At 49.1% G+C, this 25,700-nt stretch carries 20 protein-coding genes; 8 read left to right on the top strand and 12 right to left on the bottom strand.

Annotated elements, in window-relative coordinates:
- Nucleotides 1-185: 185 nt before the first annotated feature.
- The 4 genes from PHQ97_04140 to PHQ97_04125 form a co-directional block, all read right to left on the bottom strand.
- Nucleotides 186-1,820 (bottom strand): glutamate synthase-related protein, encoded by a 1,635-nt coding sequence (locus PHQ97_04140; protein MDD4391926.1) that lies wholly within the window; start codon nt 1,818-1,820, stop codon nt 186-188.
- Entirely contained in the window at nt 1,784-2,914 is a 1,131-nt protein-coding gene (locus PHQ97_04135) for a glutamate synthase (protein ID MDD4391925.1), read from the bottom strand. The genes PHQ97_04140 and PHQ97_04135 overlap by 37 nt, the downstream gene beginning before the upstream one ends.
- 680 nt (nt 2,915-3,594) lie before the next feature.
- Nucleotides 3,595-4,926, bottom strand: a complete 1,332-nt coding sequence (locus tag PHQ97_04130; protein ID MDD4391924.1) for an ammonium transporter — start codon at nt 4,924-4,926, stop codon at nt 3,595-3,597.
- An 89-nt stretch (nt 4,927-5,015) separates the two neighbouring features.
- On the bottom strand, nt 5,016-5,354 hold the full coding sequence (locus PHQ97_04125; GenBank protein MDD4391923.1) for a P-II family nitrogen regulator: 339 nt from the start codon (nt 5,352-5,354) through the stop codon (nt 5,016-5,018).
- A 744-nt stretch (nt 5,355-6,098) separates the two neighbouring features.
- Here PHQ97_04125 and PHQ97_04120 point away from each other — a divergent pair.
- The 3 genes from PHQ97_04120 to glnA are packed head-to-tail and all read left to right on the top strand — an operon-like array spanning nt 6,099 to nt 9,141.
- Complete coding sequence (locus PHQ97_04120) at nt 6,099-7,316, top strand: ammonium transporter (GenBank protein MDD4391922.1); 1,218 nt, start codon at nt 6,099-6,101, stop codon at nt 7,314-7,316.
- Nucleotides 7,317-7,348: 32 nt separating this feature from the next.
- Complete coding sequence (locus tag PHQ97_04115; GenBank protein MDD4391921.1) at nt 7,349-7,687, top strand: P-II family nitrogen regulator; 339 nt, start codon at nt 7,349-7,351, stop codon at nt 7,685-7,687.
- 41 nt (nt 7,688-7,728) lie between these two features.
- Nucleotides 7,729-9,141 carry a type I glutamate--ammonia ligase gene (gene glnA, locus PHQ97_04110; GenBank protein MDD4391920.1) on the top strand — a complete coding sequence of 471 codons (1,413 nt, stop codon included), beginning with the start codon at nt 7,729-7,731 and terminating at the stop codon, nt 9,139-9,141.
- Nucleotides 9,142-9,475: 334 nt separating this feature from the next.
- Here the strand turns inward: glnA and PHQ97_04105 are convergent, their stop codons facing one another.
- From PHQ97_04105 to mtnA, 3 genes are read right to left on the bottom strand one after another with little or no spacing between them, the layout of a single operon-like run.
- A complete protein-coding gene (locus PHQ97_04105; GenBank protein ID MDD4391919.1) occupies nt 9,476-10,828 on the bottom strand; it encodes a radical SAM protein in 1,353 nt (450 codons plus the stop codon).
- Nucleotides 10,829-10,837: 9 nt separating this feature from the next.
- Nucleotides 10,838-11,320 (bottom strand): Lrp/AsnC family transcriptional regulator, encoded by a 483-nt coding sequence (locus tag PHQ97_04100; GenBank protein ID MDD4391918.1) that lies wholly within the window; start codon nt 11,318-11,320, stop codon nt 10,838-10,840.
- 25 nt (nt 11,321-11,345) lie between these two features.
- The gene (gene mtnA, locus PHQ97_04095) at nt 11,346-12,461 is read right to left on the bottom strand and encodes an S-methyl-5-thioribose-1-phosphate isomerase (GenBank protein ID MDD4391917.1); all 1,116 of its coding nucleotides are present in this window, start codon (nt 12,459-12,461) and stop codon (nt 11,346-11,348) included.
- A 243-nt stretch (nt 12,462-12,704) separates the two neighbouring features.
- Between mtnA and PHQ97_04090 the strand changes: the two genes are divergently transcribed.
- Entirely contained in the window at nt 12,705-13,139 is a 435-nt protein-coding gene (locus PHQ97_04090; GenBank protein ID MDD4391916.1) for a C-GCAxxG-C-C family protein, read from the top strand.
- Nucleotides 13,140-13,223: 84 nt separating this feature from the next.
- Here PHQ97_04090 and PHQ97_04085 read toward each other — a convergent pair whose 3' ends face one another.
- Nucleotides 13,224-13,898, bottom strand: a complete 675-nt coding sequence (locus PHQ97_04085; GenBank protein ID MDD4391915.1) for a cytidylate kinase-like family protein — start codon at nt 13,896-13,898, stop codon at nt 13,224-13,226.
- Nucleotides 13,899-14,479: 581 nt separating this feature from the next.
- Between PHQ97_04085 and PHQ97_04080 the strand changes: the two genes are divergently transcribed.
- Nucleotides 14,480-16,063, top strand: a complete 1,584-nt coding sequence (locus PHQ97_04080; protein MDD4391914.1) for a DASS family sodium-coupled anion symporter — start codon at nt 14,480-14,482, stop codon at nt 16,061-16,063.
- Between the two features lie 22 nt (nt 16,064-16,085).
- Nucleotides 16,086-16,526 (top strand): response regulator, encoded by a 441-nt coding sequence (locus tag PHQ97_04075; GenBank protein ID MDD4391913.1) that lies wholly within the window; start codon nt 16,086-16,088, stop codon nt 16,524-16,526.
- Between the two features lie 243 nt (nt 16,527-16,769).
- Here the strand turns inward: PHQ97_04075 and PHQ97_04070 are convergent, their stop codons facing one another.
- Nucleotides 16,770-17,144 carry a hypothetical protein gene (locus PHQ97_04070; GenBank protein ID MDD4391912.1) on the bottom strand — a complete coding sequence of 125 codons (375 nt, stop codon included), beginning with the start codon at nt 17,142-17,144 and terminating at the stop codon, nt 16,770-16,772.
- Between the two features lie 776 nt (nt 17,145-17,920).
- On the opposite strand from PHQ97_04070, the gene PHQ97_04065 reads away from it, so the two are divergent.
- Entirely contained in the window at nt 17,921-20,989 is a 3,069-nt protein-coding gene (locus tag PHQ97_04065) for an MEDS domain-containing protein (GenBank protein MDD4391911.1), read from the top strand.
- A gap of 159 nt (nt 20,990-21,148) precedes the next feature.
- Here the strand turns inward: PHQ97_04065 and PHQ97_04060 are convergent, their stop codons facing one another.
- Entirely contained in the window at nt 21,149-22,123 is a 975-nt protein-coding gene (locus tag PHQ97_04060) for a calcium/sodium antiporter (GenBank protein ID MDD4391910.1), read from the bottom strand.
- 250 nt (nt 22,124-22,373) lie between these two features.
- On the opposite strand from PHQ97_04060, the gene PHQ97_04055 reads away from it, so the two are divergent.
- Nucleotides 22,374-22,529, top strand: coding sequence for a hypothetical protein (locus tag PHQ97_04055; protein ID MDD4391909.1), 156 nt, complete (start codon nt 22,374-22,376; stop codon nt 22,527-22,529).
- 89 nt (nt 22,530-22,618) lie between these two features.
- Here the strand turns inward: PHQ97_04055 and PHQ97_04050 are convergent, their stop codons facing one another.
- Both PHQ97_04050 and PHQ97_04045 read right to left on the bottom strand, forming a co-directional pair.
- Entirely contained in the window at nt 22,619-23,983 is a 1,365-nt protein-coding gene (locus PHQ97_04050; GenBank protein MDD4391908.1) for a response regulator, read from the bottom strand.
- Between the two features lie 328 nt (nt 23,984-24,311).
- Nucleotides 24,312-25,523, bottom strand: coding sequence for a universal stress protein (locus tag PHQ97_04045; GenBank protein MDD4391907.1), 1,212 nt, complete (start codon nt 25,521-25,523; stop codon nt 24,312-24,314).
- Between the last annotated feature and the right edge of the window lie 177 nt (nt 25,524-25,700).

Genomic DNA, 25,700 nt, shown 5'->3' with positions numbered 1-25,700 from the left:
GCTATCAATCTTTGGATTCCGTTTTTCATGCTCTTCGTGGTCGGTTTAAAAATGAAAATTCATATACTATCAAGTAGTTATCACTGTTTCTCCGGATGGTGCAACCGTCGAGGGCAGCCCGATGGCTGCCGATTTTTAATTGGCATCGGCTGGCACAGCGACTTTTTATTTCAGTTCAGCCAGAATCACACGACGTACTTGATATCGAGTCGCTGAGCCGCATTAAAATCACTGATTCCGAGGGCATCGGACATCCCGATAGGCAACGATGTCGATCGGCCAAGGGGCGCAATGATTTTCCTGAATTCAGTATCAAAGCTCAAAAATACATCCACTACCCGCTGGGCCACCAATTCCGGATCCAGACGCCTGTACAGCCGGGGATCCTGGGAGGTTATCCCCTTGGGGCACTGGCCGATATTACAGATATTGCACCGGTCCGACTCTGAACCCAGACACCCGGCAGCAGCCTGCATGATATATTTGCCGATCTGAACCCCGCTGGCTCCCAGCATGATCAGTGCGGCGGCATTGGCGGCCAGGTTGCCGTTTTTTCCGATACCCCCGCCGGCAATCAGCGGAATTTCATTCTGCTTACCCAATTTTACCAGATTCAGATAACAGTCCCGAATATTGCTGGCAATCGGATGCCCCATATGGTTCATGGAAACGTTGTATGCGGCTCCTGTGCCTCCATCTTCCCCGTCGATTCCCAATCCTGAGGCATAGGGATTTCGGGTCAGGTTATTGAGTACTGCCAGAGACGTGGACGTTGCCGATATCTTCGGATATACCGGCACCCGGTATCCCCAGGCCATAGACATGGACTGAATCATTTTAGCAACCGACTCTTCAATAGAGTACTGGGTCTGATGCGTCGGGGGGCTCGGCAGGCTGATACCTGCGGGCACGCCCCGTATGGCCGCAATGAGGCTGTTGACCTTATGCCACATGAGGAGTCCGCCATCACCGGGCTTGGCTCCCTGCCCGTATTTAATTTCAATAGCACACGGATCTTCTTTCATCTCCGGAATGGCATGAATGATTTCATCCCAGCCAAAATACCCGCTGGCAACCTGTAAAATCACATGTTTCAAAAACCGGGACCGCAGCAGCCTGGGGGGGCACCCCCCTTCCCCGGTAGAAATTCGTACCGGCATGCCCAGTTCTTCATTCAGGTATGAAACGCCCATCTGAAGCCCCTCCCACATGTTGGGAGACAAGGCGCCAAAGGACATGCCGCCGATTATCAGGGGATAAATTTCCCGGACCGGGGGTATCCATCCGTTTTCCTTCAGACATTTTAAATTTTCCTCAGGCGGCAGCACCCGGCCCAGCAGCGTTCGGATATCAAATTCATGACGCCCGGCATCCAGGGCCGGATCTGTCAACATGGAAATCCGAATAAACTTGATCTGGTCCAGCAGGCTTTCCGAATTATTACGGCGACCTCCGCGGCGGCGGGGCTGCCCGCCCCGGTCGATATGAAGACGCAGCTTATCGGCTTCGTCGCTTTTGGCCGGAATGATCGCGTCATTCGGGCATACCAGGGTGCACATGCCGCATCCGACACAGCTGTAAGCCGGATCGGTTTTCTGACGAATACCGAAATACAGACTGAAATCATTGGCTGGAGTCTGCAGAAGACCCAACGAAGTCGTTACCGTCCGTTTCCGGAAGGCTCCCAGCTCGATCGCCTGAACCGGACATACGGCGCAACAGCGTCCACAAAGCGTACATTTATCTTTATTCCAGGAGATCTGCCAGGGCAGGTCCTTGATGCTTAAGCTGGATGGGGTAATGATTGCATTTGACAACATAACTTAACCTCCTGTCGATCCGGACCCACAATGACCGTATCCTGGTGCATGGGTTGAAAATCTCTTGATTTATCCCGATCCGGAATCGCAAAATCCAGACCGCATATTTCTGAAGAAAACGCGTAACGTCCCGGTCGTCCGCCGACCACTCCGGGTCTGAGCTTCTTGCGGTCCTGGACCATGAACATCGAATAATCGGGCAAGGACCCGATGACACAGTTCGGACCGTCAATAATCAGCCTTCGGCATGATCTTTTCAGCTCTTTGAGCAGCAACGCATCGGGGTGTCCTTCGATTTCATGATTCTGAAGCGGGGTGATAATATGTTTGTAGGACTCGATATCAAGCCCCAGCCGTGTATACATATAATGAAGAATATGGGTAAAAACCTCCGAATCGGACTGATAGCCGCCATACCCCGAAAAGCCTCTGGACTCCAGAAACTCTCTGACCGGGATAAAGGCCGTATTTTCGCCATTGGTCATGGTGGAAAACCCCTGAATAAAAAACGGATGGCAGGCATACAGATTAATGGCATAATTTGTATTCTGCCGGCCCTGAGACATGATAATCCGGGCTTTGAGTTCCTTTCTGTCCAATCCGAGATAAGTGCCGACTTTGAGGGGGTCACCGATTTCCTTGATCATGATCACATCCGGCCAGAACGAAAACACGATCATATCCTGGGTTTTTTCGCCCATTTTGCGAAGTGTTAACCGGATATCAAAAAGTTTTGAGGCTTTCTCATCCTCGGTCAACCCATCCCACGCCTCGGGATATTCATAGGCCCGAACCAGGTATTTATCTCGTTTAGGGACCCCGTCCGGCGGCGTTTTCGGCACTTTTATGGACAGTTTGTATTTGGTCATGAACCCGATATCCATCATAAATTTATCCAGAGTTTTCAATCCCTTTTCGCTGAAAATTCCGGACAGGATCGGGCAGTTTTTCATATCCTCAAAGGGTCCGCCAAGATCCCTCAGAAGCAGTCCGACACCGGACCCGTCATGGCCCTCCCGCATGACGTCAAGCGCCTGAATAGCGATCATCGGTGACAAGGGCTCTTCGCTGGTTATCGAAAATAAACGGCACATATAGTTTCTCCTGATACTGCCGGAACCACTTGAATACAATCCAATTCCGGGCATTGGCCATCACGTTAATATTATCTTACACTTCACGTTTCAGATGTTTCGTCCAAAACATCCAAAACGTCTTTTCCTGATCAAAGCCTGGATTTTTTAATGCAAAGAAGGGAATGAAATCGAGCGCGATCTGATCATCGTGTTCAAAACGGATGCGATAAATTTGATTTTCCTGAAGGGTATTGTGCTTGTGTTAACCCCTTTTTTTCAAAACAAAAATTTAACCCATTTTAGAAATTTTTTCATTTTATTTCAAGCCCAAAAACATCGCCCCCGTTTCCCGAATAGCCACTCCTCCGCATTTCTGCTGTCCTGAAAATCCAGAGTTCTCGCCTCGTAAAAGGGTAATCAAATTAGATGCAATATATATACCACATGCAAAGCAACAGACCACGGAATAGACATATTTATTATATTTTCAGGGAGTTTTCATTAAGGGATAAGAAAAGCGCCGGGGGAAACCGAGGCGAGACATGCTACATTTTTGTAACTTATCCTTAATGTCCTACATTTACGTAGAAGATGTAAGGGCTACCCGAAGAAACACCGCTGTTTCATCAGGCAGCCCCGAATCGGCCTGCCGGTTGCATACACACTTGAAAGCATGGGCAGGCTCCGCGAATTACCGTTTAATTCTGTGCATAGGAAGACACTTCAAAATCCGGATACGCGTCTCCCCCGTGCTCTTTGACATCAAGGCCTTCTATTTCTTCCTCAGGGGTAACCCTCAACCCGCATGTTGCATCGAGAATTTTGAACAGAATAAAGGCCGTGAAAAACGTCCATATGAAACAGGTACCAATTCCCAGCACCTGAACCCCGATTATTTTTGCTGATGTTCCCCCCATATTAAAAATGCCTGCTGCCAGCGTTCCCCAGGCCCCGTTTACACCGTGAACAGAGATCGCACCGACCGGATCGTCAATCCGGATTTTATCAAAGAACAGTACCGAAAGGACCACCAGGATACCCGCAATCGCGCCGATGATGATGGCACTGGTCGGAGATACCGAGGCGCACGGGCTGGTAATGGCGACAAGTCCGGCTAACGCGCCATTAAGACTCATCCCCAGTTCAGGCTTGCCGAATTTAATCCATGAGGTTATCATTGCCAGAATACAGCCTGCGGCAGCAGCCAGATTCGTATTGACAAAAATCATGGCGATATCTTTATTGGCCGCGGTGGTCGAACCCGGGTTAAATCCGAACCATCCCAGCCACAGGATAAATACCCCGAGAGCGGCCAGCGGCATATTATGACCCAGAATCGGCTTGACCCTGCCATCCTTGCCGTATTTGCCGATCCGCGGCCCCAGCACGATCGCACCGGCCAGCGCGGCCCATCCCCCCACGGAATGAACCACCGTGGAGCCTGCAAAATCGATGAATCCGAGCTTTTCAAGCCATCCACCGCCGTGAAACAGGCTCCCCCAGGCCCAGCCGCCAAATATCGGATAGATCAATGCGCTGACGAGAACACTGTAAATCAGATAGGCTGAAAACTTGGTTCGTTCCGCCATAGCGCCGGAGACGATTGTGGCGGCAGTTGCTGCAAACACAACCTGAAACATCCAGAAGGCAAGCACCCACGGATCACCCCCGGGAGTAAAATCACTCAGGAAAAACCCGCTTGTACCGATCCATCCGGTTTTGGATACCCCGAACATCAAGCCGAACCCGATTGCCCAGTACGCGATCGAACCCATTGAAAAATCCATCAGGTTTTTCATCATAATGTTGATCGCATTTTTTGCCCGGGTGAATCCGGCTTCCACCATGGCGAATCCGGCCTGCATGAAAAATACAAGGGCCGCCGCAATCAGGGTCCACACATAGTCGGCATGGGTCTGAACAAGATCTATGGCGATTTTATTGGATTCTGGTGTGGCCGGAGCATCCCCGGCCCACAGACCGCTGATGGGCAGCATCATAAAAATAAACAGATAAGCGATCGTTTTCATATATTCATTTCCTCCTGAAAATGACATTTTCGTATTTACGCCAACAGTTGACTTCCTATTGCAAAGTTCTGCTGATTGTTTATGGCAGTTCATATGGCTTCATTGCCCGTTTCGCCGGTTCTGATTCGAACGGCTTCTTCTATCGGCAACACAAAAATCTTACCGTCCCCGATTTTACCGGTGGCAGCATGTTCTATGATTGCCGAGACCACTCTGGAAACCAGCGTTGCCTCGACCACCACTTCGATCTTGATCTTCGGCACAAAATCCACCTGATACTCCGCCCCCCGGTATGTCTCTTTATGTCCCTTCTGCCTGCCAAACCCCTTGACCTCACTGATGGTCATTCCTGTTACCCCGATTTTGTTAAGCGCATCCTTGACTTCGTCCAGCTTGAACGGCTTTAAGATGGCTTCGATTTTTTTCATGGCATCTTTCTCCCTTTTTTTTATTTAACTGTCGTATTATTCATTCCCGGGATCGTTTAGAACGAATCAATGAGCAAATGCTGTGCCACACCCGTGGCGCAGCATCAAAAAAAAAAAATAACCCACTGTTATAATAGATTATTTAGTCGTATATTTTATATTTTCTAATCTTTACGGCCCAATAAATGCCTACATTTATGTATTTTTTAGCAGATTATTTACATTTATGCCGGGTACAGTCTGCTAATTTCATACCAATCCGTATTATACCTGACAGATGCGCAAGACCCCGGCCAGCCGTGCGATTCTGAAATCACCTTCACGATCAATCAAAAAAACACCACAATCATTTCACTATTTGCCGTCTCTCCTTTTTTATCCGCTTACTGAACCGCAAATTGAACGATATTGACAATAAAGACGTTTAATTTATATAATTTAACGTGTTGTCATTCGGCGCGACCCCATATTGTTTCACTGCGCGCGACGATAGCTTTCCTCGAGATTGCCGGAAACAATTTTCCACATTTTTGTATATTCACTCATCCGTTCAAACACAATTGTAGATCAGCATTCTGTAGCTAAACCATCATTATGTTTCTAACCATTCGATTTTTATTGATATTTAAAATTTTTTAAAAAATGGCACATGATTTGCTTTCTAATTTAGAAACTCCATTCCGGGTGAATCTTTCCCCGGTTGTGTATATAACTAAAATGCGAAGACAAGCAGGAGGTCAATTCATGATAAATGCCGGAGACACATCCTTTATGTTGATATCCTCAGCGCTCGTGATGTTCATGACACCGGGGCTTGCATTATTTTACGGCGGCATGGTCCGCCATAAAAATATACTGTCCACGCTCGTTCAAAGTTTTATCTGTCTGGGCATCGTATCCATCATATGGATTTGTTACGGCTATTCGATGGCGTTTGGTCCGGATATCGGCAGTTTCATCGGCAACCTGGACTGGGCCTTTCTGAACGGCGTCTCATTGTCTCCGGGCCCATACGCAGACAGCATCCCGCACCTGCTTTTCTGCTGTTTTCAACTGATGTTCGCCATCATTACCCCGGCGCTGATTACCGGTGCATTTGCAGAACGCATGAAATTTTCAGCCTTTTTGCTGTTTACGGTTCTCTGGACTACATTGGTGTATCTTCCGGTATGCCATTGGGTCTGGGGCGGCGGCTGGATCGGAAAAATGGGCGCTCTGGATTTTGCCGGCGGAACCGTCATCCACATCAATTCGGGAACCGCTGCGCTGGTGTGCGCATTGATGATCGGCAAACGAAAGGGCTGGAGAAAAGAACCTTTCATGCCGCACAATCTGTCCCTGACAGTTCTGGGAGCAGGGATACTGTGGTTTGGCTGGTTCGGATTCAATGCCGGCAGCGCGCTTTCCGCAGGCGAGACCGCTTCCCTGGCATTTATGAACACCCAGCTGGCAGCCGGTTCCGCAGCCGTTTCATGGATCATATCCGAATGGATATTACACGGAAAGCCAACCACTCTCGGCGCTGCATCCGGAGCCGTAGCCGGTCTGGTGGCCATTACCCCGCCGGCCGGATTTGTCGGCCCGGTTTCCTCGGTCATCATCGGACTGCTGGCCGGCGTCATCTGTTACCTGGCGATAAGCCTGAAAAACCGATTCAACTACGACGATGCGCTGGATGTTGTGGCTGTGCATGGTATCGGTGGTTTGTGGGGGGCACTGGCAACCGGATTGTTTGCCTCGGCAGCCATGAATCCAGGCGGTGCAAACGGTCTTTTTTTCGGCAATCCCAAACTTCTTGGTTTTCAATTTATCGGAGCACTGGCGACGATTCTGTTTTCGGCTGTCGTCACCGCCATCATTTTAAAGGGAATCGATCTTACCGTCGGGCTCAGAATCACCGATGAGGATGAAGTTCAGGGACTGGATCTGTCACAGCACAGTGAAGTCGGCTTTTCACTCTAATCGGAATAAAAAATCAGAAGGATCTGATCATGATAAAAAAAATTGAGGCCATCATAAAACCGTTCAAACTGGATGCGGTTAAAGACATCCTGAATGAAATCGGAATCCAGGGGATGACCGTCTCCGAGGTTAAAGGGTATGGGCGCCAGAAGGGGCACAAGGAAATTTACCGTGGCGCGGAGTATATTGTCGATTTTATTCCTAAAGTTAAAATTGAAATTTTTTTGGCATCGGACCGGGTTTCCCAGGTCGTAAAAGAAATCTGCCGGGTGGCGTACACCGGAAAAGTAGGAGACGGAAAAATTTTTATCCTGCCGGTTGAAGATTCCATTCGGATACGAACCGGGGAAAAAGGGGCAGACGCTCTGTAATAAAAGAACGTTTATTATCATCATCATAAGGAGATAAACCAATGACACCCAAACAGGTACTCAACATGGCGCAGGAAAACAACGTTAAAGTCGTTGACATTCGTTTTCTTGATTTTCCGGGAATATGGCAGCATTTTACGGTTCCTTTGAGCGAACTGGACGAAACCAGCTTTGAAGACGGATTCGGATTTGACGGCTCAAGCATCCGCGGCTGGCAGCCGATTAACGCCAGCGACATGCTGGTGATACCGGACCCGGCAACCGCACAAATAGACCCGTTCTTTAAAGTTCCGACCCTCGTTCTGATCGGCAACATCGAAGATCCGACGACCCGTGAATCGTATTCACGCGATCCCCGATATATTGCCAGAAAAGCCGAGGCCTACCTGAAGACCACCGGTATCGGAGATACCGCCTTTATCGGACCGGAAGCCGAATTTTTCATCTTCGATGATATCCGGTTCGAGTCGGGCCGAAACGGTTCGTTTTATAAAGTCGATTCCATCGAGGGCATCTGGAATTCCGGCCGGGATGAAGGCCCCAACCTGGGGTATAAACCCCGCCACAAGGAAGCATATTTTCCGGTACCGCCCACGGACAAGTTTCAGGACCTTCGGACCGAGATGGTGCTGACGCTCCAACAAGTGGGAATCGATGTCGAATGCCAGCACCATGAGGTGGCCACAGCCGGACAGTCCGAGATCGATATGCGGTTCAAGCCCCTGCTTCAGATGGGCGACCAGCTCATGTGGTTCAAATATGTATTGAAAAACGTCGCCTATGCCCATGGGAAAACCGTCACATTCATGCCCAAGCCGCTGTTTGAAGACAATGGCACCGGCATGCATACGCATATCAGCATCTGGAAAGACGGAAAACCGCTGTTTGCCGGCGACAAGTATGCCGGCGTCTCGCAGATGGCGCTTTACGGCATCGGCGGCATTCTCAAACACTGCGGCGCACTGTGCGCGTTCACCAACCCGACGACCAACTCTTACAAACGTCTGGTACCCGGATTCGAAGCCCCGGTCAACCTGGCATACTCGAGCCGGAACCGTAGCGCCTCGATTCGAATCCCCATGTACTCGTCTTCGCCCAAGGCAAAACGACTCGAATTCCGGACACCGGACCCGTCGTGTAACGGATATCTGGCATTTTCCGCCATACTGATGGCCGTTCTGGACGGGATTGAAAACAAGATCGATCCGGGCGAGCCACTGGATAAAAACATTTACGATCTTCCACCGGAAGAACTGGCGGAGATTGCCTCCGCACCGGGCTCTCTGGAAGAAGCGCTCGCTGCCCTGAAGGCGGATCATGACTTTTTATTAAAAGGGGATGTATTTACTCAGGATTTAATCGATAAGTGGATCGAGTATAAAACAACAAATGAAGTCAATCCAGTCAAACTGCGTCCGCATCCGCATGAATTTTTCCTTTATTACGATATATAAAAGGAGAGCGCCACTTCGTGGCTGCAGGAGCGCTTCGCTTTAGGAGCACTGCGTTTGAGGACCGGCCCTTCGGGCCTTGAGGGGCGATTCGCTTGAGGGAAGAGGCGGATCAATGGCGATCTGCGGCATGAACAACGCCGGAATATAACGATTTATGATTGAAACAGGTGATATGGGTAACAGTGAGAAATTATCTTCGTATTTCCTTCCTCGATCCATCGTGTATTCCGGCGTTTTGCAATATATTCCGTTTGCCCTTCCTGACACTTCGTTCATCATCGATAACATATCGTATACACACACAATCACGACATTTTGGCACAGTTGTTGACCATCAGGATCTTGCTGAAACGGCAGTCAGTGCTTTCAGGTGAGACATCACGCGCCAGGAAAAGCGTTCATCCTGACAGGGGGATATGGCATTATTGGTAAACAGGGGATCGGATTGAAGATCGTATCGCGAGGATGACACCGCACGGTCCCAGAGACGGGTACCGGGGATGGGGGTATAATGGGCCAGAATTGGCGTGATGCCGCTTTGCTTGACTACCTGTACGGACGCTTCAACCGACTGGATGCATTGACCGGGAAGCCCCACAAGCAGATAGGCCCCGACCTGATCGCTTGTAAAACCGGCGGCTCTCAGATATGACACGGCCTGTTTGAATTCAGTTTCGGTCACTTTTGCATCCAGCTGCGAGCGCTGATCAAAACCGGCGGTTTCCAGCCCCAGACGAAGGGTTATAAACCCCGCGTCAGCCATCAACCGTGCCAGATCTTTTGTTATTTCCCGGATATGAACCGCGTTCGGCGTATGAAACCGCAGAGGAAGTCCCAGTCGGATAATCTCTTCAAACAGCGGCCGCGCATGACGGTCGGAATCCACGAGCAGCGCATCGTCATAAAAAACGAAATCTTCGATTCCATACCGCTTGTGCCAGTAGAGGAGCTCTTCGACAACCAACCCCGGCTCCCGCCTCATGAATTCAGGATCGAGAATGCGGGATGCGCAATACGCGCAGTTGTACGGGCAGCCTCTGGAAGTCAGAACCGGCACATAATTAATGGAGTTTTGCAGATAAAAGGCCGGCCAGGGATAGGTGTCGAGATTTTCCGGATCAAATTTCAGCGGGACGGACACGCCGGTCACATCAGCGATCCGATCCAGAATGATCCCGTCTGCAGGACCCGATACGATGATATCTGCACCGGAGTGGATTGTGGCATGATCCCGGCAGAGGGTTGCATACACACCGCCCAGGATTACCGGTACGTCCGGAAACTGTTCCCGGATCATACCAATGGTTTCCTGTACCCCCGGATACCAGTAGGTCATAATCGATGTCACCATGATCACATCCGGCGCCGGGAGGGACTTCAGATCCTGCCTGAACCATTCGGGCCGGATACCATATCGGGAAAAATTGCGATCGACATCTTCAAGCCCCCGGGGCTTTGGAAGCGGTGTTTTCAGATACGGGCCCCTGCCGTACCGGGCAGAGGGATCGGTTTTGGGCGCCCGTGGGTGAAAGCGGTCCAGACAATCGATGTAATGAACAACAAGCCCGTGACGCTCCAGAATCGATGCCAGCGTAAGAAGCCCCATGGGCTTTGCCCAGAAATCATATGCGGCAAAATCATGAATCCAGGGATTTACCAGAAGAATATGTGGCACATCGTATTTCACAGGAAAAAATCAGCCTTCTGTTTCGTCTGAAAAATACTGCATGGATACTTTTTTTAATTCTCTGCGGCTGAACAGCAGGCTGCAGGTATCAACAGAGGCCTTTTCTTTCAGGCGTTGAACAATTTCACGACAGCTGGCTTCATCCCTGCCGTGAACCATGGTATACAGGTTATAGGGCCAGCGGTCTGAGGGATCGCGGCGGTAGCAGTGCGAGACCTCTTGAAACGAGGCCATGATCTGTCCCACCTCTTCCACACGCGTTTCCTCCACCTTCCAGGCCACCATCACGTTGGCGGTAAAGCCTGACCTCTGATGGCGCAGCGATGCGCCAAAGCGCCGGATAATCCCCCGGTCAGAAAGGGTTTTGACCGTGTCCAGCAACGTCTCCTCGGAAATACCCAGCTGCTCGGCCATTATCAGATAGGGACGTTCTATAATCGGAATATCGTCCTGGAGTACACGGATGATCTTTTTTTCAAGTTCAGTCAGCATGACGGACACCGCTATACGATACAGGTTAAGGGTTATGAGATAAGCGTTCGGGGAAAAGCCGTCTGATATCCTCTTCGGTGGCCTGACAGATGCCCCGCTCGGTGATAAAACCGGTAACCAGCCGGGCCGGGGTTACATCAAAGGCAAAATTCGCCGCCGGGCTCCGGGGCGGAGCAATCAGCACCTGTGTCGGTTTTCCCCGATCCACACCATAAACATATCGAACCTCATCCGGGTCACGCGCCTCAATGGGAATCTGCCCGATCCCATCCGTCAACTGCCAGTCAAAGGTACTGGACGGAAGAGCCACATAAAAGGGAACATGATTGTCCCGGGCAGCAAGCGCCTTGAGATAGGTCCCGATTTTATTGGCCACGTCCCCCGTTCGGGTTGTCCGGTCAGCGCCGACAATCACCATATCCACCATGCCATGCTGCATGAGGTGTCCGCCGGCATTATCCGTAATGACGGTATGATTGATGCCCTGCCTCCCAAGTTCCCATGCAGTCAGCCGGGCTCCCTGGTTAAGCGGCCGCGTTTCATCCACCCAGACATGGACATCGATGCCCTGTTCATGCGCCATATATATCGGCGCCGTCGCTGTTCCGTATTCCACACAGGCAAGCCATCCCGCATTGCAATGCGTAAGAATATTAACCGGTCTTCCGGCTTTTGCCCGACTGATCTCATCAATCAGTGCCACCCCATATATTCCGATATTTCTGCAATTGTCAATTTCAGTTTCAACGATCTTCTCAACCGCGGCACGGGCGACCTGAACCCTGTCCGATGCAATATCCGCCGCTAGCACCTCCGCCAGAACCTGATCAACGGCCCAGGCCAGATTCACCGCGGTCGGTCTGGCCGTTTTTAAACGGGCGGCCTCATTGATCAGGTAACCTTCCGAGATATCTTTTCCGCTGGAATTCACCGCAGCCAGATACAACCCATATGCACCGGTCACACCGATCAGGGGCGCACCTCTGACCACCATGGACTTGATTGCGACAATCACATCATCGACAGAGACAAGGTCCACAACCTCACATGCGTGCGGAAGCCCTCTTTGATCAATCACCTTGACAATCGTCAAATCCTGCGCCAGCCAAATAGGCCTGAGGGTCGTGCCGTATGTTTCCATCACCAGATAATTCCATGATAAAAAAAGTTGAGACCCGATATCTTCCTGTGATAATTGATTCGGAAAAGGTAAACATACAAAATATCGAAACGAAATGCTATAAAAATAAGAGTCGTGAGTCGAGAGTCCGCAGTCGAGAGTCGTGTGGCCGCAAGCGTGAATCATGATTTTTGGCCCTCGACTCACGACTCTCGACTCACGACTCACGACTCACGACTCACGACTGCCCCCGAAAGGCTCCCGATGCCCGAACTGGAAACAATGATCAACGACAGGGTTCATGATTATTATTGGAACATGGATATGAACTGCGCCTCAACGACGCTGAAAATTCTCTCGGAGATATTTATGATATCTTTGAACCGCCAGGTCAAAGATGCGGCAACCGGGATGCACGGCGCCGGGCAATATGGCGCTCAATGCGGTCTGGTGGAAGGGGCCTTGATGTTTATCGGCATCATCGGCAGGGCAAAGCAGATCCCGGATCAGCAGATCATCGCGTTATGCCGGGACTATGCAAGGCAGTTTGAAGCCCGGTTCCACAGCCTGATATGCAGGGAACTCCGGCCCCGGGGATTTAACCCGGATAATCCGCCACATCTGTGTGAACCCCTGACGCGAACGGCCATCCGGTTCGATATTCATTTTATTTCGGATGCGCTGCATATCCGGATATAAGGATCTTAAAAAACCATTCAGGAATACAAACCGTCGACATCATGGCTCACGGCCTAAGATGCCGACGGGTCCCAAATCATCCGGTTACAGCTTCGGATAAAGCGAGGCGATCATATCAATGGCTTCCGGGATGCTGAACTTTCCGGTATTAATGACCATATCATAGTTCATCGGGTCGGCGATATCGGCATTAAAATACTTCCGGACAAACGCTTTCCGGTCTGATTCCGTGCGAATGGCCCTTCGCCTCGCCTCTTCTTCAGGAACACCGAACTCGTTGGCGATATTTTTCACCCTGACATCCAGCGCCGCTTCGATTCTGATACTCAGCTTCATATCTTTCGGGATAATAAAATTTGCGCCCCTTCCAACGATGACGGCCCGACCGTGCTCACCGATGATTCCGACCACTTTCATCAGATGCTGCATATACTGATCCGGCCATAAATGTCTCGAATCCACAAGTGCTGACACCCACTCGTGCAAGGTTGACACCCCTTTTTCATCAAGCGTTTCCACTAATCGGGTACTGATATTGGCACTTTTTGCCATCTCGTGAACCACTTCCTGATCAAACAGATCCAGACCCAGTTTTTCAGCAAGCCCTCTGGCAATCAACCGTCCCCCGCTGCCGGGCTCCCTGGACAGAGTGATGACGGGGTAATACACCTCTTTCTTTTTCTGTTGAGCAACCATGGCCTGCCATTTTTGAACCTGTTCCTCGATAATCTGCTGGATAGAACGGCTGACTGTTTTCATAATGCCTCCTTTATCCTGTTCAAACCTGGTATCACACTTCAAAATTTTTCTGCACCATGAGCATGAAGATGTTTTTCGAATTCATATGACTTTCGTCATAACAACCACTTGATAAAACGAATCACACCGGTATAAAAGAAGTAATGCCAAACTGATTTTAACCCGTAAATGATCTTTTCGAAATCTGGATCGGACACTGGCTGGTGTCCTTTTTTATGGAAAACCAATGGATGGTCGAACCGTATCGGCAGAAATAAAAATGTTACCCGATGGTCATAATGAATGTTATTTATAATTTATGATAATACACAAATAGTGTCAAGGCGAAAACACCTTACTAGACATCTGTCTATCCCTGCCGTTCTGACTTTAACTCACGAGGCAGCCAGATATTTGTTTTATTCATTCAGGCATTCTGTTAAAATTAAGCGCTCAGTAAGAATGAAGCGCACCGTCTTGCAGGGGCCCTGAGCCATACACCATTTAGCAGCACATTTCCTCCTTCATTCCTGAACCCCGCGGCCATTTTCATGGCCTGACACTCGGCATTCCGGCTGAAAGAAAGCGCTTAAGGAGGCATTTTGTTTTATAAATCCAGAAAATTTCAAACCGGCTTCGCGTTTTTACTGGGTCTGATCGTTCTGCTGCTGCCCATATCCGAAGGCACAACGTTTCGCATCGATGGAGACAGCCCCCGCCAGATGCTTGACCAGGTACGCAAACAGTTCTCTCCGACCCTCCGGAATGATTCAACAGGCCCGGGCTACCTGATAAAAACAAAACCGTCATGCCACCTTAAATTACCCGGAACATTTCTCCTGAAAAAAACGCAGGAAGTCAGCCTGTCTCATATCCATATCGAATTTATTGACGGCCTTTCCCCGAAAGCGAAACGGTTTCTGGCGGTACTTGCCGTATTGATCTTTTTATTTATTACCGAGCCCGTTCCCCTTGAAATCACGGCAATCTGCGTCGGGGTATTTCTGGTGATCATGCGGGTCAGTGAGGTAAAACAGGCCTGGGCCCCTTATATGCATCCGGTCGTCGTGTTTATCATGTGCTGCCTGATTTTCGCCATTACGCTGGACAAGGTCGGGCTGACCCAACGCCTGGGTTATTTTATCATCAAAAAAGCCGGAACCGGAATCACGCGGTTTACATTCACCATAGCAATTGCGCTCGGGCTTGCATCATCGATCATTCATGATGCTGCCGCCTGTGCGGTTGGAATTATCACCATTCTTCCATTGATGAAAGCAGCCGGAATAGACCCCCATACCAACACGGCAAAATTCATGATGCTCTCCATCCCGTTCGCATGTTCCTGTGGCGGAATGGGTACGTTAATCGGCGGCGGCCGCTGCATGGTGGCCGCCGCGTTTCTGAAAGAATTTACCGGAATGGAAATCAGCTTTATCGACTGGGCACTGTATGCCATGCCAGCGGCCGTGGTGACCGTTCCCGTCTCCGTGCTGGTGGTGTATCTGGTCTTCCGCCCCGACCCGGCATTGCGTCTGCCTGAATTTAACGAAAATGAAGCCGGGCCATGGACCCGTTCGGAAAAAAAAGCTTTTTTCATCATCCTGACAACATTTATCCTGTGGGTGACCAAGGAATATCACGGCGCAGACTATTCGGTAACCGGAATGCTGGGCGTTTCCGTGCTGGTTCTTTCCGGAATTCTGAAATGGGAAGACATTCACGTCAATCTGGAATGGGGCACGGTTTTATTTATTTTCGGCGGAGGGATTTCACTGGGACTTGCAATGGGCTATTCGGGGGCGGCGAACTATCTGGCCCATCTGTTTTTCCCCGTCCTGCACAACGGCGGATGGTTTACACTGTTGATCGGAATCTGCATATTTGGTGCACTGGCGACCAATATCATGGCCAATGTCGCGGCCGCAGCTTTGATCCTTCCGATTGTCATTCCCATTGCTCAGCTGGAAGGTGTCAACCCGGCGCTGCCGGCCCTGTGCCTCGGAACCGCCACATCATTTGCCATGCTGCTGGTGATCGGATGTCCGCCCAATGCCATTGCATACAGCTACCGCTATTTCAAGGCCTCTGACCTGACCCGGGCCGGAATTGTCGCCACCCCCGTTCTGCTGGCCGTCCTCATTTTTGTGGCATCCGTCTGGTGGAAATTCCTCGGCCTTATATGACTGAAAACAAGGAGATTTTTTCATGATAAAAATCCCGATACAGGTCCTTGTCGTGGATGATGACAAAGAATTTGTAGATATGATTTCATCCCGGCTGGGAAAAGCCGGTGAAAGAGTCACGCCGGCATATAGTGGCCATGAATGCCTTGATCTGCTTCGCAAAAAAGATATCGATGTCGTCCTTCTCGATATCGGCATGCCCGGGATGAATGGCATACAGACGCTGAAAGAATTGAAACGACAGTTCCCCCTGGTGGAAGTCATTATCATGACCAGCCACGGCTCGATCCAGAGTGCGGTCGAAGGGATGAAACTCGGCGCCTTTGATTACCTCCTCAAACCGACGGAGCTGACTGAACTGCGCGAAAAGCTTGAACAGGCGAGAACTCGGAAAGAGGAACATGCCGACCGGATCAGACGAGCGGAAACCCGATTTTTCCTGAGAAAAATCGGCGATGTCTGATCGCGTAAAAAAACGTTCTCTAAGTGATGCAGATATGATATTAATTACAGCTGTCCTATCGATTGAATAGGATTAATGCCCGCGTGAGCCGCTCAAGACAGACGATCTCCATGCGCATTTCATATGACTGAAAAAATTCAGGAAAGTGTTTAACCGTTCCATGCAATCCCTGCTGAGCTCGCCGGATAACCGGTTCAAATTTCTATCGCTGTCTGCATCTGTTCTTGCTACGGTCATCGTCACCTATGTGGGGACACCACCATCACCTTTGTCAACGGACTGTACTGCAGTTATTTCAACCGGACGGAAAATGAACTGATCGGTCAACGATTCTTTGACTTCATTCCAGAACATGAGCAGGAAAATATCCGAAAGCATCTGGCCTCTTTTACCCCCCGACAACCGGTCATCAACTATGAGCACGAAATCATCCGGACGGGCGGACAACTGGGCTGGCAGCACTGGATCGACCGGGTATTTTTTGACGCGCAGGGGAATGTGACCGAATTTCAGTCCATCGGAATGGACATCACGGAACGTAAACAGGCCGAAATAGAGCGACAGAAAAGTGAATCTGCCACTGCCGCTGGGCATTGTCAAGAAACTTATGATTGTCATCGATGGATCTTCTAATGGTAATGCCAGAAAACTCGATGAGAAAAGAATCGCCGGGTTATGCACAAATCCGGCAGTGTCATTGCCGAAAACCGGATCCGCATCACCGGCCAATGCATCACATATTCGTATTGACAACAGAAGCGCAGTCAGTCCCCGAAACGTCATTCCTTTTAACGACGATTTTAAGGATTTTTAGCAGCTTGCCCCTTCCTGTGCGGATTTTCTCCCGGCGGGAGGACGGCGGAACGCTATCGCTTGAGGAGCACTTTGTTTGAGGCAAAAGATAAGAAGCAAACCGGTTTTATTTTGTAACGCCCTCAAGAAAGCAAAGCGCCCGCCCCTCAAGCGTAGCGTCCCTCCGCCGGGCTGGCTTCACCCCCAAGCTCCCGGGGTTCAAAAAATCATTTTTGAATACCTGAAAAACGGTTTGAACCCTTCAGCGATTTCAAGCCGGATGCTTTTTGCATCCAAGATGAAAAATTATTTATTGCAAGACGCATTTGATCAATATAGACTGATTTTATTTGGTTTGATTGCTGTCAATTGATCAACGGTAAGCTTCCAGCCAATTTACAATTATCATTTTCGCTCCCCCGCTCAACAGAATCTCGCCACGATAAATTTGCATCTGGAGGCTTTTATCTTATAACATCCTTAAGAGCGCAAAACTCCGGCCCGGGTTTCCTGAGAAAAGTACGTAAAAACGACTGTCCTGATGAAGATGGTACTCCGGGTTCGTAAAACTTCCTGAATTTCATGAAAGGGTCTTACGTCAGATGAAAACACATTCTTTTCTGCGAACGATTGAAGACCTGAAACCGGGTGATCATGTGTGCAGTATTTACAAAACCGATCAGGAGTACAGAAAAGCGGTTACGCTGTTTTTGCGACAGGGCCTGAAACGAAATGAAAAGCTGCTTTATATAGCGGATCAGGACCAATTTGAGACGATCATCGGGTATTTTAGAAGTGATGGCATCGAGATTGACGCCCTGCTGAGAAGCGGTCAACTGGGTGGCGTTTCTCTTGAAGATGCCTATCGAACAAAAGGCATTTTTGATCCTGACCGGATCATCAATCTGATTCGCCGTAAAACCGAACCGATCTTACTTGAAGGCTACAGTGCCCTGCGGGTAACCTGCGATCTGACAAAAGCCATTGAAGGGCTTCATGACGCTGGGCAGGTGATCAAATATGAGTCCGGGCTGAATGCATTCCTGACCGGCAGTCCGTGTCTGGTCCTTTGTCTGTATGACAGACGGTATTTAAAACCCGATCTTCTTTTATCTGTGTTGACCGTACATCCAAAAGTGCTGATAGAGACGGAAGTGATCGAAAATTTTTATTATATGCCGCCGGAAGAGATGCTGTCTCCGGATGTTTCTGTTAAAAATTTAAACCGCTGGTTGCATAATCTGGCGGATCGCAAACGACTGGAGATGGAATTGATAGACAGCGAAAAACATTATCGCTCGTTTTTCGAGAACTCGCCGATTTCATTGTGGGAAGAGGACCTGTCGGATGTCAAACAGCATATCGTTCAATTAAAAAAAACCGGAGTAAAGGATTTTGAAAAATATTTTAAAACACATCCTGAAGAGGTTCGTCTCTGTGCCGGATTGGTCAACATCGTCGATGTAAATGAAGCGACCCTGCCGCTTTATAAGGCAAACGACAAAAAAGAGTTATTCACTTCTCTGGATAACGTTTTTGGTGAAGCGTCTTATGAGGTTTTCAAAAAAGAGCTGATTGCCATAGCCGAAGGCTGCTTGACATTTGAAGGTGAGGCGGTAAACAAAACGCTGACAGGGGAAACAGTCGATCTTTCCCTCAAATGGTCGGTAGCTCCCGGGCATGAACAAAGCTTATCAAAAATACTGGTATCTATCATCGATGTCACCGAGCGCAAACGCGCAGAGATGGCTTTAAAGGAAAGTGAAAACCGATTTCGATCGATCATCGAAAACACGCAGGCCGGTTACTTTTTAATCGATAAGGACGGCATCATTCAAAATGCCAACCAGGCCCTGGCCAAGCTATATGGTTTCAGTGCCGTCGATGAGATTGTCGGCAGGCATTTTAATATATTTCAACAAAGCGTCGATATCGAGCATGCAAAAAAAATGTTTTCCGGTTTAAAAAATGGAGATCAGCAATATCTCACAGGGGAACTGAGCAGAAAATGCAAGGACGGCTCGACAGGATATCACGTCTTTTCCGCACGGCCTGTCATCCATTCACAGGAAACGACCGGCATCGAAGCGTTCATTATCGATACGACCGAGCGCAGGTACCTGGAAGAAGCGTTGCGGGAAAGCGAGAAAAAGTATCGATTACTGTTTGAGAAAATGCTCAGCGGTTTTGCCATGCTTGAAATGGTTTGTGACGAAAATAAACATCCGGCTGACTGGCGCTACATTGAGGTAAACCCTTCCCATGAAAGGCTGACAGGGCTTAAAACTGATAAAGTTATCGGCCGCACCGTCAGAGAATGCTTTCCCGGTCTGGAGGACTCATGGTTTGAAAACTTTGCCCGGGTCGAACAAACAGGCGAGCCCATGCAGATTACTGGCTATCTTAAAGGACTCAACAGTTGGCAAAAACTTTTTGTTTATCGTCCAAAGCCCGGCTTTATTGCCTTCACATTTGAAAATATAACCGATGCCAAAAAGGCTGAATTGGAAAAAAAGCGGCTTGAGGACCAAATTCGCCAGGGTCAAAAAATGGAGGCGATTGGCACCCTGGCCGGGGGTATCGCCCATGATTTCAATAACATTCTCGGGATCATTCTGGGAAACGCTGAATTGGCACTGACTGAAACAGTAAAAGGCGGGACCGTTCATACCCGGTTTGAAGAAATAAAAAAAGCCTCTTTACGGGCAAGAGAATTGATCATGGAGATCCTGAATTTCAGTCGCAAATCCCAATATATTCGAAAACCTGTAAATGTGGTTCCGATTGCAGAGGAATCGTTACGGATGTTGCGTGCCTCCATACCGAAAAGCATCGAAATCAGACAATCTTTTTTGACAACGACCGATACGGTTTTGGCCAATCCAATCCAGATCAATCAAATTCTTATAAATCTGTGCACCAACGCCGTACAGGCAATGAATTACGAAGGGATTCTGCAAATTACAATCGACCAGGGCAATCTCGAAGAAAAAGATATCAAAGGGGCTCAAGATTTAAATCCGGGAGATTATTTAAAAATTTCGGTTAGCGATACCGGCTCCGGAATAGAGCCGGAAATAATTGATAAAATATTTGATCCCTACTTTACAACCAAGGCAGTCGGCAAAGGCGCGGGCATGGGCCTTGCTGTGGTTTATGGCATTGTCAAAAGCCATGATGGGGCAATTACGGTACACAGCAAAGTCGGAAACGGATCTGTTTTCAACGTGTTTTTGCCTGTTATTGCGCATGTGGACAAACCGGCGGCGGATGAGCTGATTAATAAACCCTTTCCAACCGGAACAGAAAGAATCCTGTTTGTCGATGACGAGAAAATGCTGCTGGCTGTGGCCAAGCAGATGCTGTCATCACTGGGTTATAGCGTCAACTGTCAAAACGATCCAGGAGCGGCACTGAACCTGTTTCGTTCAAACCCGGACACATTTGACCTGGTCATAACCGATATGACCATGCATGGTCTGTCCGGGCATAAACTGGCGGTCGAGTTGATGAAAATTCGTTCAGATATTCCGATTATATTATGTACCGGTTTCAGTGAACTGATTGATGAAGACAAAGCGATGCAAATGGGAATCAAAAAGTTTCTGATCAAACCCATGGGCATCAGAAACCTTGCCGAAGCTGTCCGGGAGGTGCTGGATAAAACATAGATCACCGCACTCACAGAAAATTATGACATATCCATTTAAAAGGGGCTGGTCCTCTGTGATCTCTGTGGTTCAAAAATATTTTCCCAAAAAAACAGGCAAAGATCCGCGTAAATCCGCGGCTGATCCTTCATTTTACCAACTCAACGATCAAGTGCGGAATCAGGATTTAAATAACAGCCAGGCCACATAGGCGGCATAAATACTGATCAGGACCAGGCCGTCTTTTCGTGTCACTGTCAGCGTTTTTCTCATCATCAACCACGGCAGAAAGCTGGTAGCCATCATGACCAGGTAATCGATGAACAGACCGCTTCCGAAAAAACCGCCGGAAATCTGAATCGGCCGTACGAGTGAAGCCGTGCCAAGAACACCGAGAATATTAAACACGTTGCTGCCCACCAGATTACCGATACTGATATCCATCTCTTTTCTCACCGCCGCAATCACAGAGGTGGCCAGTTCCGGCAGTGATGTACCCAGGGCAACAACCGTCAGGCCGATAAACTTTTCACTGAACCCGAAAACTTTCATGATGGCCACCGACGAATCGACCAGGAAATCAGCGCCGACAACCACTCCGGTAATACCGGCAACAACCAGCCCCGACTGTTTAAGCCTCGACCCCGCAACCATCCTGTGCCCGTCCGCGTCACCCGGAGCGTCTTCAACCCTGCCGGCAGCCCCCCCTTCTGCAGCGCTTCTGTAGTTCAAAACGGTATACACGATGATCCCTGCAAACAGCGTTGCCCCTTCAACCCTGCCGATCATCCCGTTGATCGAAATCAGCAGAAGATATAAGGAAATTCCCAGCATCACCGGAATATCGCGGCGGATAACGGAGCGATGAGCCCGGATAGGCTGCACCATGGATGACAGTCCCAGCACCAGCGCGATATTACAAATATTGCTTCCCACCACGTTTCCCACGGCGATCATGCTCTTGCCTTTGATCGAGGAAACAAGACTGACCACCAGCTCAGGCGCTGAGGTTCCGAATGCCACCACCGTCAGGCCGATGACAAGCGGACTCAGTCCCAGACTTCTCGAAAGGCCGGATGAGCCCTTAACCAGCCACTCGGCCCCGTAATACAGCATGAACAAGCCAACTACGAACAGCACAACATGTTGCGTCATTTCTTCAGTATCCTTTGAAACTTTATTTCCAATGGCATCCGGCGGGAGAATTTGGCCGCCGATTTCACCTTATATTGCTCGGCCTCCACGGCGGTCTGATTCCTGAGCCGTTGCCTTGAATATCCGCTTACAATTGCCTGCTGACTCTGTCGAATTCAAATCCGATGGTATCTGCAACTGGTCTCACACACCATGACACATTCACAAACGCGATGTTGTTTTCCTGTCTTCCCCATGGATTGGCACCAGGATGATTCATTTTAAAACCGTAAGCGCCGATGCATCCGGTCTGGCTGCGTTACGAAAGCCCGGACAACAAAACCGGAACAACAGCGTTTTAAATCAGGCAGTTGGCGTTTTGGCCACCTGCGCCATTCTGACGCATAAATTCCGGCTTATTTTTTAATTCCGAATTTTCGGCGGTGTGATGCAGCCTCTAAACGGAACAAAGGGAAGCCTGAGCATATGGAGGGGTATCGGCAGAGGCGATCAAGCCTATTTTTTTATTTTCCGATGGAATCCACACTTCATAAAAAGGGCCACGCAATCCGGGCAAAGCTGTGTTCCCCTGGCTTCCTCGACGATCTGGAGCGCCTTGTCCACGGGCATACCTTTCCGGTACGGCCGGTCACTGGTCAACGCGTCATAGGTATCGGCCACAGCGGTCATTCTCGCCCACAGAGGAATGCTGCCCCCTTTAATGCCATGGGGATACCCCTTACCATCGATTCGTTCATGATGAGATAAAACAATTGGAATAATATCGGAAAGACTCGGAATGGATTTGAGTATATTGGCGCCAATCACCGAATGCTGCTTGACGTGCTCAAATTCTTCACCCTCCAGCCGTCCGGGCTTCAGAAGGACATTATCCCGCACACCGATTTTCCCGATATCATGCAATCTGGCCCCTATGGTCGCCGCTTCTATTTCTTTTTTGTCCGCACCCGAAAGAGAGACCATCTCGGAAACGATAGCCGCGACCGACTCGGAATGGCCTTTTGTATATTGATCCCGTGCCTCCAGCGCCGATATCAGACTGGTGATGCTGGCCAGCATCAGGTTCCGCTCCATATCCAGACGTTCCTTTTCCTTGAGCAGCAAAAGGAAATGATCGGAGAGAAGCTTTTCGATCAGTATCAACAACTGATCCATATTAATGGGCTTGACCATATAAGCGGTCGCCCCGTACTGCGTCATCCGCTTCATATGCGCCCGGTCACTACAGGCGCTGACGGCTACGAAAGGAATATCGGCCCACTGCGGATTCTGATGAATCGCTTCACAAAAGTCCAGACCGTTCATCTCCGGCATATCAATATCACTCAAAATCAGATCCGGCCTTTGTTCAGCAATTTTATTCAGGGCATCCTTTCCGTTCTGAGCGGAAAGCACCTGATATCCTGCCCTGGCCAGACCGTTGCTCATTATTTTACGGATACAGAACGAATCATCTACGACCATGATCCGCTGACGCTTTCGTGTATTGAATCTGGACAGCACATCTTCTGCGATTGAATTCAGACTGTGCCACGCATCATTTTTTGAGACATAAGCGGCTGCGCCCGCATTATATCCATCGCTGACATGCGCATCCGTATCAAAAGAACTGAGCATAATAACGGGGACCGCATGTGTCTGGGGATGGCTCTTTAACCGTGAGCACAAATCACATCCGTTCATTCCCGGCATTTCATAATCGGTAATGATTAATTCGAATTCACCGTTCACCGCACATTCAAAAGCGGCCTGTCCGTCAACCGCCTCCTGGATCTCGGCATTCAAGGGCGATAATAGTCTTTTCAACCCCAAACGGACGGTTGAACTGTCATCGACGATCAAAATACGATTTTTCTTCACCAGCCTACCCCCAAAAAGCAGCCGAGACGATTAACCTTTTTTAAACTACTTATAAATTGTTCTCTGCCACGTCAAGTAAATTAAAATATCATGTATAGAATTATGGATTATGACACTGCCAGGATATCCCTGCGCTTTTATATCCTCAGCACAAACCATACCAAAAACTTATTTGCCGGCCACTTTATCCATGAAATCAAGGGGCACAAGCGTTTATCCCGAAACGAGTGCTATTCAAATTTTTCAAATAACTGCCCGTCGGTTTATGATAAAGTGTTAAAATTTGCTATTTTCGCAAATTCAAACCATTTCAACACGTCAAGACGGGCTATGTCCCAACAACCCAGACCGCCATTGTGTTTGCCAGTTCGAGGACCTTTTTACTGACCCGGCCCATGATGATTTCCTCGACAATATTTAAGCCGCGGCGTCCGATAACGATACTTTCAAAACCACCGGATTTGGCCTCCTCGATAATTGCTGCCGCACGACTCATTCTCAGGGTTAAAACCCTGGAAGTCACATGCCCCGGATCAAATCCGGATCTGACAAGTGCGGCGGTGGCCTCTTTAATGGCCGGCCCGATAATTTCCTGATTCAAATCCAGCCAGGTTTTTTCCTGTTCCGGCAAAAACAGTTGATCCGATCCGACCTTAAAACTGCTTAAAGACTTGATCACATGACAGACCTCCACCCGGCAGCCGGATGCCCCGAGCAATTGCCCGATGGAATCGATACCTCTTGCGGACTGCACTGAACCGTCTATACACGCCAGGATCTTTTTCGATACGGGCTTGCCGCCAACCACCACCAGGGGAATTCGCGGAATTTTATCAATGAGCCTGATGGGCGTACTGCCAATCAGTATGTCTTTCAATTTACTGAGCCCGCTTCGACCAACGATTAACGCGCTATAGCCATGTCCGACTTCTTCGATAATATCCCTTGATATGCCATAGCACTTATGCTGAATCTTTTGATGAACGGCATCCCGTGGGAAACCGTCATCTATCAACACCTCAACGGCTTTTGACATAAAATCCGCGATAAATTTTCGCCGATCTTTCTTCCACCCGTTAATTTTTGGCAATTTAGATTCCAAAATTGGCATTTTCCCCATATCCAGGAATATATCCGGGATATCATTTTCTACATGAAAAAAAACAATCTCCGTCTGTTCAACGGGAAACAATGCACCCACATATTGAACCGCGCCAAGAGACTGCGGGGAACCATCAACAGCGATCAAAATTTTTTTACGACTGTTTTTGCCCTTCACATTTCCTCCTCTGGAAATTAAGTTATCACACCCGACCGTCATCAAGCTGGCAACGGGTTGACAGCCGGCCGTGGATGGTCGAAAGGCCGCCTCATATCCAGCTGCTTCACAAACTTCAGCTCCTTGCTCCGTCCGGCAAAGGATGAAACGAGATACAAAAATTGAACCGATACGAAACCGTACAGCCGAAAGGATGTACTTCTCTGCAGTTTTTTCCAGAGATACCACAAGGCAGTGTCCATCCATAGATTCGGTCTTCACCGGATGGCCTCCACCATGTTTCCGATCCGAAAACGAGTTCACCCCGGATCAGGAAAATAAAGGCGTTGATCGCCGGAATCAGATGAAACGGCCATGGATGCAAACAAGGTTAAAGACAACGACTGGAGCCTGAAAACATGTCCTGTTTCAGGACGGACTCACCTGATAACGATCAGG

The organism is Desulfobacterales bacterium (genome assembly GCA_028704555.1).
In the GTDB taxonomy this organism is placed as follows: Bacteria; Desulfobacterota; Desulfobacteria; order Desulfobacterales; family JAQWFD01; genus JAQWFD01.
Note: the sequence above shows the minus strand (reverse complement) of the source record. Positions and strands in the feature narration are given on the sequence as shown.